This is a genomic window from Actinacidiphila sp. bgisy167, from assembly GCF_965342175.1.
In the GTDB taxonomy this organism is placed as follows: domain Bacteria; phylum Actinomycetota; class Actinomycetes; order Streptomycetales; family Streptomycetaceae; genus Actinacidiphila.
In genome coordinates this window covers 64,216-76,822 of record NZ_CBDRBL010000027.1, presented here as the reverse complement: position 1 = coordinate 76,822, position 12,607 = coordinate 64,216, and the positions used below count along the sequence as shown (strand labels likewise).

Below are 12,607 nucleotides of genomic sequence, written 5' to 3'. Positions count from 1 at the left end.
CCCCGAGTGACCCGCTTCCCCCCTGGGGGCGCGGTGGTGGGACGGCCGGCTACCGGCGCGGTCCCCGCCCCTTCGTGACGTGCAGGGACACCGGGATCGGCGGGAGCCAGTACGGCGTGTCGCCGCGCATCACCAGGGACGCCGTCCGGTCCTGCGGTGCGTGCGTCCCGCGGGCGTCCGCGGTGACGGTGAACGTCGCCCGCTGCCCGGGCCGCAGCGTCAGAGCGTCCCGGCTCTCCGAGAGCCAGCCCACGTCCGTCTCGGTCCCGTCCCAGCCCGGCAGCTCCTGCGCGGTGGCCACCGGCACGGGGAAGCGGCTCTGCTCGCTGCCGCCCACCCGGTACATGCCCGGGGCGCCGCCGCCGCGGTAGACGGCGGTCGGGGCGTGGGGCAGCTCGGTCCAGGTGTCGCTGCCCGGGTCGTAGGCGTAGCCCTCCGAGGTCAGGACCCTGTTGACGCCGACCCGCTTGAAGCCGCCGGACACCAGGAGCCGGCCGTTGGCAGCGGCATAGGCCGCTGTGGCCAGCCCGACGGGCATGTCGGCGGCAGGCTGCCAGCTGTCGGAGGCCGGGTCGTAGGCGTACGCCTGCGCCGTCTCCACGTAGTCTTGCGTGCCGCCCGCGCAGTACAGCCTGCCGCTGATGGCGCCGCACGAGGCCCAGCCGATCGTCTGCGGGTAGTCCGCGGCCCGGGTCCACCTGCCGGAGGCCGGGTCGAAGGCGTACACGGTGCTCGCGCACTCGGTGTTGTCGCAGCCGCCGACGACGTACAGCCGGCCGTCGAGGACGGCGCCCGCCGCGCCGTAGCGGCCCTGGGGGACGTCCGGCCCCTTCGTCCAGGTGTTCCGTGCCGTGTCGTAGACCTGGAGGGTGCGGCTGACCGTCTCCTGCGGGCCCCAGCCGCCGACGGCGTAGAGGCGGCCGTCGATCATCCCGTGGGCGGTGGCCTGCCGCGGCTCGGGCGCCGGGGCGCCACGGGTCCAGACGCCCGCCGACGGGTCGTACACGTAGAGGTCGGCGGTGGGAGTGGAGCCGTCGGAGCCGAGGGCGGAGTAGATCCTGCCGCGGTAGGTCTCCACGGCGTTGTCCATCACCGCGACGGGGAGGTCCGGCAGGCCGCGCCAGGCGGTCGCGGGGGGCGTGGCGCCCGGGTCGGTCCCGGAACGCTCGCCGATGCGGAGCGTGGCCGGCGCCGTACCGGTGTTGCGCACGATCACCTTGCGGACCGCCTTGCCCCCGGCCGCGGCGGTGGCGTCGATCCGGGTGGTGTCGAGCGACAGCCGTCCCGCCGCGAGCGCGAAGGACGCCGCCACCACCTTGTCCGGCCGGACGGTCACGGTGCGGGAGCCCGTGCGGTAGGAGGGCTTGGCCGCCGAGACGGTCTGGCCGCCGTCGCCGGGGACGAAGAGGCGGTACAGGCCGTCACCCGCGCGCGGGTCGTCGGTGGAGGCGGTGGTGAGTGCGGTGGTCGCCGCCGAGGTGCCGTGCGGGCCGCCGCGCACCACGGCGCCGACCAGTCCCGCTCCGGTGTTGGCGTCGGTGACCGTTCCGGTGACCACTCCGCCGCGTACGGGGGTGAGGATCCGCCGGCTGACCGTCACGTCGTCGACGGCCCAGAACATGCCCGGCCCGGTGAAGTGGAAGCGCAGCCGCACCGAGCGCTCGCCGGCGTAGGCGCTCAAGGGCACCTCGACGCGGCCGCTGCTCCACAGCTGGTCCTGGTGCCACACCGTCGTCCAGGTCCTGCCGCCGTCGTCGCTGACGTCGACGTCGCCGCTCTGCTCCGAGGAACCCTCGTAGTCCGTGGCGAAGGCCAGCGCCGGGTCGCCTTCGCCGCTGAAGTCGTAGGCGGGACTGATGAGCTGGGTGTCCAGGGCCGTGTCCCAGCCGGCGTGGTCGTTGTCGGCGACGGCGAAGGCCCCGGAGCCGCCCGTGGTGTTGCCCCGGCCGCCCGGATCGTCGAACGCCCAGCCGCGGGCGGTGCCGGGTGCGTCCACGACGCTCCAGCCCTCGGGCGCCCCGGCGGTGGAGTCGAAGGACTGGCTGTCGACGGTGCGCACGCTCAGGCGGTACGCGGGGTCGCCGTCCGCCCAGGTGTCCGCGGGCAGCTCCAGGCGCAGCTCCTGGTCGGCCGCGCCCACCGTCACCTTCCGCACCAGGGCCTGGTAGTGGGAGTCGTCGCTGACGACCCGGAGGGTGTAGGTGTACTTCTCGGGCAGGTCGAGGCGGAAGGCGCCGGTGTAGACGTCGGACCAGACGGGAGCGCCCGGAACCCCGTCCACGGTGATCCTCGCGTGGAGCGGCCAGCCGTGCCCGGAGCCGTCGGCGACGGTGCCGGACACCCGGTGGGTGGGCACGGCGCGCAGGGCGACGTCCCGGGACACGGCGGCGCCGTCGGCGACGTCGACGCCCGCGGCCTCGCCGAGCGCGTAGCCGTACGCCTCGACCCGCAGGTCGTGCCGCCCGGCGGGCAGCGGCAGGCTGTAGCGGCCTCGGGCGTCGGTGATGACGCGGTAGATGCCGGAGGTCACCTCGGCGGCGGGCACGGGGGCGCCGCTGCGCAGGTCGGTGACCGTGCCGCTCACCGTGCCGTGGGCCCCCATCCCGAAGGCGCCGGTGCCGTTCGGGGTGCCCAGGCCGGTGGGGCCGTCGTAACCGGGGCCCGCGGTGCACAGGTATGCCGGGGCGCAGCTGCCGTTGGCGCCCTCGGTGACGTCGTTCAGCCCGGAGGCGCCGGAGGCGTACGGGTAGGTGTTGGGGTAGGAGCCGGCGACGGGCTCGCCCGCGTCGGCGTAGACACCCGCGATGATGGGCGCGGAGGCGCTGGTCCCGCCGGCCACGACCCAGCCCCCGCTGACGCTGTCGTAGACGGCGACCCCGGTGTCCGGGTCGGCCACCGCGGAGACGTCCGCGACAGTGCGCCCGGAGCAGCCGGCGTCCTTCTGGAAGGCGGGCTTGGGCTCGTACAGCGAGCAGCCGGAGCCGGCGCCGCCGCCGTCGTGGTCCCACACCGATTCGGTCCAGCCGCGGTCGCTCGCGGCGTCCCGGGTGAGGCTGGTGCCGCCGACCGCGGTCACATAGGGGGAGGCGGCCGGGTAGGAGACGCCGTAGCGGTAGTCCCCGGAGGAGGCGACGACGGCGACGCCCGGGTGGTCGTAGTGGACGTCGGCCGCGGACTCGCCGGGGTCCTCGCCGAAGTACGCGTAGTTGGAGCCGTAGGAGTTGGAGACGTACTTCGCGCCGAGGGCGACGGCCTGGTCGACGGCCGCACCCAGGTTCTCGGCGTCGGCGGCGTCCGCCTCGACGAGCACGATGCGGGCCTTGGGGGCGACGGCGGAGACCATGTCCAGGTCGAGGGATATCTCCCCGGCCCATCCGGCGTCGAAGTCCGGATAGTCGGTGCCGCCGCGCTGGTCGACCTTGGTGAAGCAGCCGTTGGCGGTGGTGCAGGCGGGAAGCCCGTACTGCGCGCGGTAGACGGCGAGGTCGGCTTCGGCGTTCGGGTTGTCGAAGGCGTCGACGACGGCGATCGTGGCCCCCGCCCCGCCGTCGGCGGTCAGGCCGTAGGCGTCACGCAGGTCGGCGGGCCCGAAGCCCTCCGGGTCCTGCGCGGCCGTGGCCTTGCGCGCGGGGACGTCGGTGCGCCGCAGGCCGAAGCATGTGAACTCGTGCGGCTTGGGAGCACCGCAGAACGGCTCGACCCCGCCCTGCGCCGGGTGTGCGGCCGAGGTCGGCGCGGTGGTGTGCTCGCCCCCCGCGGCCAGGGCCGGCGCCGGGGCGACACCGAGCGCTGCCAGGACGGCGGCGCTCAGCAGCCCGGCGGCAAGGGACGACCGTCTGCGCCGGTGCGGCGGACGGCTCGGGAACATGGACAATTCGCAACTCCTGTCGGCATCTCGGGCGGCGCACGCACCGCCCCTCGCTGGGTGAGTTGCGCGAAGTCCGGCACAAGTTCCGTCCAGGGGCGGGATATTTCGGCGAAGCACGGTCCTCGCGAGCCTCAGGACGCGTCCACCAGCCACTGCCTGACCTGCTTGCGGGCCTTGTGCAACCGCGACTTCACCGTCCCCAGCGGGATGCCGAGGCGTTGCTCGATCTCCCGGTACTCCATCTGGCAGATGTCCCGGTACACCAGCGGCGCGACCAGTTCGGGGCTGGTGTCCTCCAGCCGTTCGAGGGCTTCCAGCAGATCGAGCCGGGTCCCCGCGACCACACTGGTCCTGCGCGGGTCGGGGGTGTCGGCCTCGGCCGCGGACAGGGGCTGCTCGGAGCGTCGCCGTTTGAGCTCGCGGTACTTCTGGCGCGCGCAGTTGGCGACGACCGTGTGGAGCCAGGTGTGGAAGAGGCTGCGCCCCTCGAAGGAGCCGATGCTGCGGGAGACCTGGAACAACGCGTCCTGCGCGGCGTCTTCCGCGTCCTCGCGGTGGGGCAGGAAGCGCCCGCAGCGGCGGAGCACCTCGGGCCGGATCCGGGCGAGGAGCAGTTCCAGGGCCCCGGCGTCGCCGGCCGCCGCCCGCGCGGCGAGCTCCTCCGTCTCCTGGGCGGGCGTCACAGGGGGTCCTCCTCGGTCCTTCTACGGGTCGGTGCATGATAGGCACATGCCCCCACCTCAGCAGATCGGCCGCTACCGGCTGGTGCGACCTGTCGGTGCCGGGGCGTTCGCGATGGTGTGGCTCGCCCATGACGACTCCCTGGACGCGCCCGTCGCCGTCAAGGTGATGGCCGAGAACTGGGCGTACCGCATGGATCTGCGCGAACGGTTCCTCTCCGAGGCCCGGCTGCTGCGCAAAGCCGCGTCCAGCCGTCTCGTGCAGGTCTTCGACGTAGGGGAACTTCCGGACGAGCGCCCGTACTTCGTGATGGAGTACGCCGACGGCGGCACTTTGGACGATCTCCTCGCCCTGGGACGGCCGTCCCTGGGCGAGGCGCTGCGGCTGACCGCGGAGGCCGCCCGCGGCGTCGCGGCGCTGCACGAGGCGGGTGTCGTGCACCGTGACATCAAGCCGTCCAATGTGCTGATCAGTGGGGTGCGGGAGGGTCAGGGGCGGGTGCTCGTGGCCGATCTGGGCCTGGCCAAGGCGCTCGCCCAGGCCTCCGGTCTGACGATGGCCGCCGGGTCGGCGGGCTACATGGCGCCGGAACAGGGCCGCCCGGACGGGGGCATCGACGTGCGCGCCGATGTGTACGGCCTGGGGGCCCTGCTCTACCACCTGGTCACCGGTTCGGTGCCCGGCCCTCCCGGCAAGGTCGTCCGGCCCGGCCGCCTGCGTCCGGGCCTTCCGGCCGCCGTGGAGCGGGCGGTGCTGCGCGCCCTGCAGCCGGACCGGCGCAAACGCTGGCCGAGCGCGTCGCGGTTCGCCGACGAACTGGACGCGCTGGCCGCCCGGTCGGTGGACCATGTGGAGGGAGCGCGGCGCGGAAGGCCCGCGCGCACCATGGTGGCCGCCCTGTGCGCCGCGGCGCTCGTGGCGGCCGGCACGGGGCTTGCCGCCTCACGGTCGGGTGCGCCTTCGGCCGCGGCACCGACGGCTGAGCGGGCGGTTGAGCAGACGGTGGCGCCCACGGTGGTGAGCGACGCCACCGAGCGGATCCGGGTGCGGGTCCCCGCGGGCTGGGGCCGGGAACTCGTCCGCGGCGGATGGAGCCCTCGGGCTCTAGGGCTTCCCGATGCCCACGAGCCGGCCCTCCTGGTCGCCGCCGACACGGGGAGCTGGCAGGACCTGGGTTCCGGTGTCGACGGGGTGTTCGTGGGCCTCAGCGAGCACGGGGATCTGACGGCCCGGGTGGACGCCGTCCGGCACGGCGGCTGCCGCTACCGGGGCAGCCGCGCCTACGGGGCCGCCACGTCTCCGGGCTGGCGGGGGCGGGTCCGCCACTGGACCGCGTGCGGCCCGCGGGGCGGCTCCGTCGACGAGATCAGCCTCACCCGGGCAGGCGCCTCGCAGCCGCAGGTCTACGTGCAGATCCGCCAGGCCGGCGGCCCCGATCTGACCGATGACGTCCTCGGCGGTCTGCGGATCACCGCGTGACCGCGGCAAGCCGTCGCCGAGAACTTCCGCCGCCCGCCGTGCATCTCACCGGCGATAAGGAATACGGGCCGGCACCAGACCCGCGCGGCCGGCCGAGGAGAAAAGAGAACGTGCACATGACCGAACACCAGGCGCCTGAGTCCCGGGCCGTCCGCCGCGACAAGGCCGGGGTCCGCCACGTGCTGCCCGCCGAAAGCCCCGACGGGAGCACGCCGCCGACCCGTGGCGGACGGCGTACCGGTGGGCTCACCGGCCGGGGCGTCGCGCTGCTTACAGGCGGTCTCGTCCTGGCGGCGGCTCTCAGCGGCTGCGGCGTCGGCGGTGGCGGCACCACCGCGAGCGCCCCGCGTACGCTCCCCGGCACGGCCGCCCCGGCGGGCGGCGATCCGGCGGGCGGCGCCCCGGCGGGCGGCGATTCCGCGGGCGGAGACCCGCAGGGCGGTCAGCCGCCGGTCTCCGGCACACCCACCGAGGGGAGCACCGGCCCGGCGACCTCGGCGCACCCGCCGTCCGGCACCGCCTCCCCGCGGCGGGCGACCGCCGAGCGGTGCCACACCTCGGACCTCAAGGCGTCGATCGGGCACAACGACCCAGGCGCGGGCCAGGAGAACTTCCCGGTCGTCCTCACCAACCGTTCCGGCCGCGCCTGCACCGTTTACGGCTTCCCGGGCCTGGCCTTCGTCAACGCCGCCGGGGAGCAGGTGACCGTGGACCCGGAGCGCGCCACGGGGCAGCCGGCGCGGCGGGTCACGCTGGCGCCGGGAGCCGGCGCCTGGGCGGCGATGTCCTTCGCCGACCCGGCCGTCACGGGCGTGACCACGGTGATCCCCGCAGCGGTACTGGTCACCCCGCCCGACGAGACCTCGTCCCTGAGGGTGCCGTGGACCGGCGGCAGGGTGTCCAACACCGGCAAGGCGTCGGTGCCCCGTCTCAGCCCGTTGCAGCCGGGAACCGGCCCGGCGTAGCGGGCCGCACGACCGGGCTCCCCGTCCCCGCTGCCCCACGAGGCCCAGGTCAGCGGAGGGCCGAGCCGAACGACCCCGCGAGCCGGCGCACCTCGTCCAGCGGGTACGGAGTCCGCCGGCTCCGGAGCTGGAACGCGCGGTTGAAGTCGGACACCGCCGCGGCGATCGGCGCGTGCCGGGCGAGGATCGCCGCGGCCTGAGCGGGGATTCCGGTGGGGCGCTCGCCGGCCGCGTAGGCGCGCACCAGCGCGGCGCGGCCGTCCCGGTCCTCCCTCCGGAATCCGTACAGCGCGGTGACCAGCCAGTTCACCAGGTAGGTGACGGTGAAGGCGCGGTCGTAGGTCTGATGCCGGTCGAAGAACCGGACCTCGTCGGGCGAGAGGTCGAACCGGGAGGAGAACGCGAGTCCGAAGTCCGAGAAGTAGAGGCGGTGGCCGTCGGTCAGGATGTTCTCGAAGTGCGCGTCGAAGTGGAGGAGACCGCGGCTGTTCATGAACGACGTGCCGGCCGCCAACTCCCTCTCCACCATGGCGCAGGCCCGGTCGGCCGCCTCGTCACCTGCCTCGAGCCGGGTGTTCAGCCACTGGTGCAGGTTCTGCGGGATGTACTCCAGGAACAGCGCGATGCTCGCCGAGGACTGCCGGAGGGCCTCGATCCTGCGGCGTATCTGCGGCCCGCCGTCCCAGTAGGCCACGGCCCTTTCGACGTCGGCCAGTTCCTCCGGAAGGGGCGTGGAGTCCGGCAGCACCCGCCAGTGGTGCATCAGGGGGAAACCGTCGTTCTCCGCCGCGAGCACCCAATTCGTCGTCATGGTGTGCGCGGCGAGTTCCCTCCAGGCGCCGAAGCCCGGCTGGCCGATCAAGCCGACGCCGAAGTGGCAGAAGTCGGGCAGCTCGAAGAGGTTCGCCGTCGACCGGAGGTGCTCGGGCTGCCGCTCCACGTCGGTGAGGGGCACCCGCTTCACGAAGACCGGGGTCCCGGCGACTTCCAGAAGGGCCGTCTTCCCCCCGATGCCGGACCCGACCGGCACGGCCGCGTCCACGAGTTCGCGCAGGGAGGCGTCACTGTGCAGCGCCAGGGAGGTCGCGACCTCGCTGTGGGCGGTCAGACGCTCGCCGCGCGACATGTCAGGGCACTCCACTGCTGCCTCCACCACCCGGCTGCCGGCCTCTCGGTTCCCCTGCCGCCCGCGCTCGGCGTTACGGCGCCGCGACGCACGTGCGGCCACCGCACGGTGCCAGAACTGTACGCGCCCGCGCTGCCGGGTCACGGCGCCGGCGCTGCCAGGTGGTGCCGGGATGTGCCGGCACACGTCCCCCCGCGGCTTCCTGGCGGACCCTGACCGCGCCCGGCCGGATCGCTCAGCGTGCGGGGACGGGAAAGATCATGCAGCTGCTCGTGGCGTGTGCGAGCAGGCGGTCCGCCGCATCGAACAGCTCGGCCTGGGCCAGGGCGGTGCGGCGGCCGTGGTTGAGGACGGTGCCGACGGCACGGACCTTCCCGGTGTCGACGGTGATCGGACGCAGGAATTTCAGGCTCAGGTCGAGCGAGGTGTAGCCCATGCCCTCGGGGAGGACGGACTGCACGGCGCAGCCGGCGGCCGAGTCGAGGAGCGTGGCGTAGACGCCGCCGTGGACGCTGCCGATGGGGTTGTAGTGCTCCTCCCCCGGTTCCATGGCGAAGACCGCGCGGCCCTCCCCGACCTCCTCCAGGGTGAACCCGAGGGTCGAGGCGATGGGCGGTGCGGGAAGGCGCCCGGCGGCCACGTCGCGGAGGAACTCCAGACCACTGGTGCGGCCGACCGCGGCCGCGGAGACATTGGGGTCTCCCCATTCGTAGGTGCGTGACCTCGACATCGGGCGTCCTCCTGAGCGACTGGCTTCGCCATCCGAAGCTAGCTATCCGCACATCTGGATGTCAATGGCGAAGCCAGCCTACGATGACCGATATGACCTGGCTGGAGACCAGTACCGAGAACTGCACGGTACGGCGCACCCTCGACCTCGTCGGCGAGAAGTGGTCGCTGCTGGTGCTGCGTGACGCCATGAACGGCGTACGCCGCTTTGACGACTTCCGCCGGCACATGGGGCTGTCCGAGGCGGTGCTGGCGGACCGGCTGCGCAAGCTGGTGGCCGCGGGCATCCTGGACACCGTCCCGTACCGCGAGCCGGGCAGCCGCACCCGCCACGAGTACCGGCTCACGTCCAAGGGCTGGGACCTGTGGCCCGCGGTGATCGCGCTCAAGCAGTGGGGCGACCGCTACACCGCCGATCCGGAGGGCCCACCCCTCGAGGTCCGGCACCGCGACTGCGACGAGCCCGTGGAGGCGGTCGTCGTCTGCGCCGGCGGCCATGGGCCGCTCACCCCCCGGCAGGCCCGCACCGGGCCCGGCCCCTCCGCCCGAGCGGCCGGCTGAGCCACCGCCCGCGCCCCCGGCGCAACGCGTCCCGCCCTCCTCACGGCGCGCCGCCCGGACACCGATCAGGCGTGCGCCGCGCCCGGGCCCGGTGCGAGCACCGCCGCGAAGAGGCCCGGTCCCCGCCCTGATGGCGCCGCGACTTCGCACCAAGCCGATCCGAGCGTCGCGGCGCTTGCGGCTCACTATGCACACGTCCTCGGCCGCCCCGACGACACCGAGCCGCGCCGCCGGCCCGGCTGGAGAGTGTGAGCAACCAACGCCTGGATCCCTGAGCGATCGAGGCTGCGCGCGTCAGAGTTGAGCGGTAGCGGGCCGGGGCGAATCGTCAAGACTTGCCGGTGGAGCTCAGTTCGGATCGCCGGTGCGCAGGGCGACCTTCAGCCGCGTGAATGCTGTCGGAGTCGGCCTTTGGGCCAAAGCGATCTTGATCTGCTGGGCGATCTCTCCGGGGGTGTTCCTGCTCGAGTCGCATTCGATGTCGTAGACGCCGTGCGCATGGACCTGCTCGAACTGCAGCGCGGCAAGACCTGGCGTCCGGTCGCCGCGGACCCGTTCCCGACGCTCCAGCTCCGGCAACGGGCAGTGAACGCCCACAAGGACGACGTTCTCGGCAGGGAACAGGTCGAGGCAGTCGAGGAGGCGCCAACGCCGGCTCAACACGTGGTCCACCACGACGTTGTTGCCGGCCGCGGCCATCCCGGCGACGGCACGGTGGAAGCCCATGGCGGTTCGGTCGATCTCGGCCTGCAGATGTTCGTCGGGGATGTCCCGATCGGACCGCATCGCATGGAAGGCGTCCACCGGCATGTGAAAGAACGATGCGTCCAGGACCCGGAGAAGCTCTCGGGCGATGCTCGACTTGCCGGAACTCGACGTTCCGTTCAGGAGGATGATCAGCCCACCCGGCCACTGGCCAGGTAGAAAACCGCGGGTCTCGCCGCTGGGGGCGTTGGCCGGAACCGCTTCGTTCCGTTGTGCATCGTCATGCGACATGGGCGGATGATCTCGCGGGTGGCGACAGGAGCGCCACCCGCGATTCAGGCCGCTTCGCTCTCCTCCCGCTCGACCAGGACGCCGTTCTCGAACCGGGCCCGCGCGGACGACCGGCACGAGGCGGGCGCACCTGTGAACCGCGCGATATCGGTCAGTGGCATCCCCGTCGCACGGAGGTGAACCCGCATGCGGATCAGCTCGACGTCGGCCGTCGTGTTTGGGTGACGGTTCGCCCGGCCGGATCCCCGCTCCTGGGTTCCCGCACACCGCACCGACGAGCGCCATCCCGTCGCAGACGGTGACCGGGATCCACGGGGTTGATACGGTCCTGGTTGCCGGGAGACGGCAACGACGTGTTCCGGGAGGGGAGACGGGGCCATGGGGGGCGTACCGGACGAGGAACTCGAGGCGTTCGCACGCATGCTGGACGAGGTATCGGCGACGGGCCGGCGGCCGCGCAGGGACGAGTTGGACGCGCTGCGCGAGTCCGGCGAACGCGCGGGCGGAGGGGGCTACACACTGCGGGACCTCGTCGGCGCCTACCTGACGGCGACCCGCGACGCGTGGGGCACGCTGCGGGGCGTCGGGGCTGCCGGCACGGCCAAGGAGGTGCGGTGTGCCGGGGACGCGGTGCTGACCGCCCTCGACGCGGCGGTGGCGGCGCTCGGGGCGGGCCATGAACGCGCCCAGCGGCTCCTGGTCCGCCAGGAGGAGGCGGCCCGCGCAGAGTTCGTCGACGACCTGCTGCACGGCCGCAGCGACCCGGGACGGCTCGCGGAGCGCGCCGAGCGCTTCGGTCTGCGGCTGGGCCGCGGGCACGCGGTGGCGGTGGCGCGCGGCGTGGACGCCTACGAGGACGGCCATCCCGTGGTGCGGCGCATCGAACGGGAGCTGGCGGGCCGCTTCGGCCACCGCGACGTCCTGGTGGTCGGCAAGGACGGCCGGCTGGTGTGCATCGCCCCCGGCGCCGAACGCCACATCTTCGAAACGTTCGCCGACACGGCGCTGGACCCCGGCCCCGGGTACCACGCGGCCCGCCGGGTGGCGGTCGGCCGTACCCACACCGGCACCGGTGGCATCGTGCGCAGTTACGAGGAGGCCCTCGGGGCGCTGGACGTCGCCGACCGGCTGCGCCTGCACCCGTCCGTGCTGCGGGCCGAGGAACTGCTGGTCTTCCCCGTGCTGATGCGGGACCGGGCCGCTATGGCCGACCTCGTGCGCACCGTGCTAGGGCCGCTGGAGCAGGCGCGGGGCGGCGCCGGTCCGCTGCTGGAGACCATCACCGCGCACGCCGAGGCCGGGCATGTGAACGCGCAGGCCGCACGCCGGCTCGGCCTCGGGGTCCGGACGTTCACCTACCGCCTCGAGCGGATCAAGGTGCTGACCGGCTATGACCCCGGCGACCCGCTGCATCGCTACACCCTGGAGACCGCGGCGATGGGCGCCCGGCTGCTCGGCTGGCCCGAACAGCCCCTTCAGCGTCCTGAGTCCTGACTTCGCCTGGAGTTCCCCCATGACGCGCGGGACCGAAGCTTGCGCCGTTGGAACTGACCGCCGGGCAGCGGGCCGAGTCGGAGCGGTGGGTGCGGCGGCGCAGGGGCGCCCAGGATCTCGCCCTGTGGGCCCGGCTGATCCCGGCGTGCGACGCGGTCGGCGATGACGGGTTCCCGGTGTCCACCAAGGTGGTCGCGGAGGCAGTAGGTGTCTCCTTCAGGAGTCGGCGCCGATGACTGCGGAGGAACGGGGTGTGCGGGCCATTGGGGTGAGTCTGCGGTAGTACGCCGGACGGCAGACGGCCCGGTCCCGAGGAGACGGGACCGGGCCGGGTGCGCCTTTGGGCACGGTGGCGCTACGCGCGTGCCCCCACGGACTACAGCGTCCTCGCGCGTAGCGCGGCTCCGACAGGCAGGAGGGTGCCGATGACGGCGAGCAGTGTGGACACGATGGCGACACCGATGACGTCTCGGTACGGCACGACGAGGGGCCGGGTCAGGGGTTGTAGTAGCCGGTCACGTAGGTGCGGTCGAAGCGACCGGCCTCCAGGTCCGCGCGCTGGATGGACCACTGCATTCGCGTGCCTTCCCGGTCTGCGACGTCCGCGTCCCAGTGAATGAGCGCAACCCAGTCCTCGGGGTCCCCCGACGCCGGCACACCGCCGCCCCACCGCCCTTGCTCGGCCTGCTGCACAGCGCAGCTCACGAT

At 73.5% G+C, this 12,607-nt stretch carries 11 protein-coding genes; 5 read left to right on the top strand and 6 right to left on the bottom strand.

What is annotated here, in order from left to right; translation table 11 throughout:
* Positions 1-49: 49 nt before the first annotated feature.
* Both ACRWND_RS13690 and ACRWND_RS13685 read right to left on the bottom strand, forming a co-directional pair.
* A complete protein-coding gene (locus tag ACRWND_RS13690; RefSeq protein WP_431949010.1) occupies positions 50-3,868 on the bottom strand; it encodes a Kelch repeat-containing protein in 3,819 nt (1,272 codons plus the stop codon).
* Positions 3,869-3,999: 131 nt separating this feature from the next.
* On the bottom strand, positions 4,000-4,551 hold the full coding sequence (locus ACRWND_RS13685; RefSeq protein WP_431949009.1) for an RNA polymerase sigma factor: 552 nt from the start codon (positions 4,549-4,551) through the stop codon (positions 4,000-4,002).
* Positions 4,552-4,597: 46 nt separating this feature from the next.
* Between ACRWND_RS13685 and ACRWND_RS13680 the strand changes: the two genes are divergently transcribed.
* A complete protein-coding gene (locus tag ACRWND_RS13680) occupies positions 4,598-6,028 on the top strand; it encodes a serine/threonine-protein kinase (protein WP_431949008.1) in 1,431 nt (476 codons plus the stop codon).
* Positions 6,029-6,144: 116 nt separating this feature from the next.
* Positions 6,145-6,993 (top strand): DUF4232 domain-containing protein, encoded by an 849-nt coding sequence (locus ACRWND_RS13675; protein ID WP_431949007.1) that lies wholly within the window; start codon positions 6,145-6,147, stop codon positions 6,991-6,993.
* Positions 6,994-7,042: 49 nt separating this feature from the next.
* Here ACRWND_RS13675 and ACRWND_RS13670 read toward each other — a convergent pair whose 3' ends face one another.
* Both ACRWND_RS13670 and ACRWND_RS13665 read right to left on the bottom strand, forming a co-directional pair.
* On the bottom strand, positions 7,043-8,119 hold the full coding sequence (locus tag ACRWND_RS13670; RefSeq protein ID WP_431949006.1) for a protein kinase family protein: 1,077 nt from the start codon (positions 8,117-8,119) through the stop codon (positions 7,043-7,045).
* A 235-nt stretch (positions 8,120-8,354) separates the two neighbouring features.
* Positions 8,355-8,849 (bottom strand): PaaI family thioesterase, encoded by a 495-nt coding sequence (locus tag ACRWND_RS13665; protein WP_431949005.1) that lies wholly within the window; start codon positions 8,847-8,849, stop codon positions 8,355-8,357.
* 92 nt (positions 8,850-8,941) lie between these two features.
* Between ACRWND_RS13665 and ACRWND_RS13660 the strand changes: the two genes are divergently transcribed.
* A complete protein-coding gene (locus tag ACRWND_RS13660; RefSeq protein ID WP_431949004.1) occupies positions 8,942-9,409 on the top strand; it encodes a winged helix-turn-helix transcriptional regulator in 468 nt (155 codons plus the stop codon).
* 348 nt (positions 9,410-9,757) lie between these two features.
* Here the strand turns inward: ACRWND_RS13660 and ACRWND_RS13655 are convergent, their stop codons facing one another.
* The gene (locus ACRWND_RS13655; RefSeq protein WP_431949003.1) at positions 9,758-10,405 is read right to left on the bottom strand and encodes a chloramphenicol phosphotransferase CPT family protein; all 648 of its coding nucleotides are present in this window, start codon (positions 10,403-10,405) and stop codon (positions 9,758-9,760) included.
* A gap of 378 nt (positions 10,406-10,783) precedes the next feature.
* Here ACRWND_RS13655 and ACRWND_RS13650 point away from each other — a divergent pair, with 378 nt between their 5' ends.
* Positions 10,784-11,899 carry a PucR family transcriptional regulator gene (locus ACRWND_RS13650; protein ID WP_431949002.1) on the top strand — a complete coding sequence of 372 codons (1,116 nt, stop codon included), beginning with the start codon at positions 10,784-10,786 and terminating at the stop codon, positions 11,897-11,899.
* Between the two features lie 47 nt (positions 11,900-11,946).
* Positions 11,947-12,135 carry a hypothetical protein gene (locus tag ACRWND_RS13645; protein WP_431949001.1) on the top strand — a complete coding sequence of 63 codons (189 nt, stop codon included), beginning with the start codon at positions 11,947-11,949 and terminating at the stop codon, positions 12,133-12,135.
* A 259-nt stretch (positions 12,136-12,394) separates the two neighbouring features.
* Here ACRWND_RS13645 and ACRWND_RS13640 read toward each other — a convergent pair whose 3' ends face one another.
* Positions 12,395-12,604 (bottom strand): hypothetical protein, encoded by a 210-nt coding sequence (locus tag ACRWND_RS13640; RefSeq protein WP_431949000.1) that lies wholly within the window; start codon positions 12,602-12,604, stop codon positions 12,395-12,397.
* Positions 12,605-12,607 lie beyond the last annotated feature (3 nt).

What these genes read in the sequence shown, in the direction of transcription:
- ACRWND_RS13665 (WP_431949005.1), bottom strand. Translation starts at nt 8,849, where the DNA reads ATGTCGAGGTCACGCACCTACGAATGGGGAGACCCCAATGTCTCCGCG.
- ACRWND_RS13690 (WP_431949010.1), bottom strand. Translation starts at nt 3,868, where the DNA reads ATGTTCCCGAGCCGTCCGCCGCACCGGCGCAGACGGTCGTCCCTTGCC.
- ACRWND_RS13660 (WP_431949004.1), top strand. Translation starts at nt 8,942, where the DNA reads ATGACCTGGCTGGAGACCAGTACCGAGAACTGCACGGTACGGCGCACC.
- ACRWND_RS13680 (WP_431949008.1), top strand. Translation starts at nt 4,598, where the DNA reads ATGCCCCCACCTCAGCAGATCGGCCGCTACCGGCTGGTGCGACCTGTC.
- ACRWND_RS13670 (WP_431949006.1), bottom strand. Translation starts at nt 8,119, where the DNA reads ATGTCGCGCGGCGAGCGTCTGACCGCCCACAGCGAGGTCGCGACCTCC.
- ACRWND_RS13650 (WP_431949002.1), top strand. Translation starts at nt 10,784, where the DNA reads ATGGGGGGCGTACCGGACGAGGAACTCGAGGCGTTCGCACGCATGCTG.
- ACRWND_RS13675 (WP_431949007.1), top strand. Translation starts at nt 6,145, where the DNA reads ATGACCGAACACCAGGCGCCTGAGTCCCGGGCCGTCCGCCGCGACAAG.
- ACRWND_RS13655 (WP_431949003.1), bottom strand. Translation starts at nt 10,405, where the DNA reads ATGTCGCATGACGATGCACAACGGAACGAAGCGGTTCCGGCCAACGCC.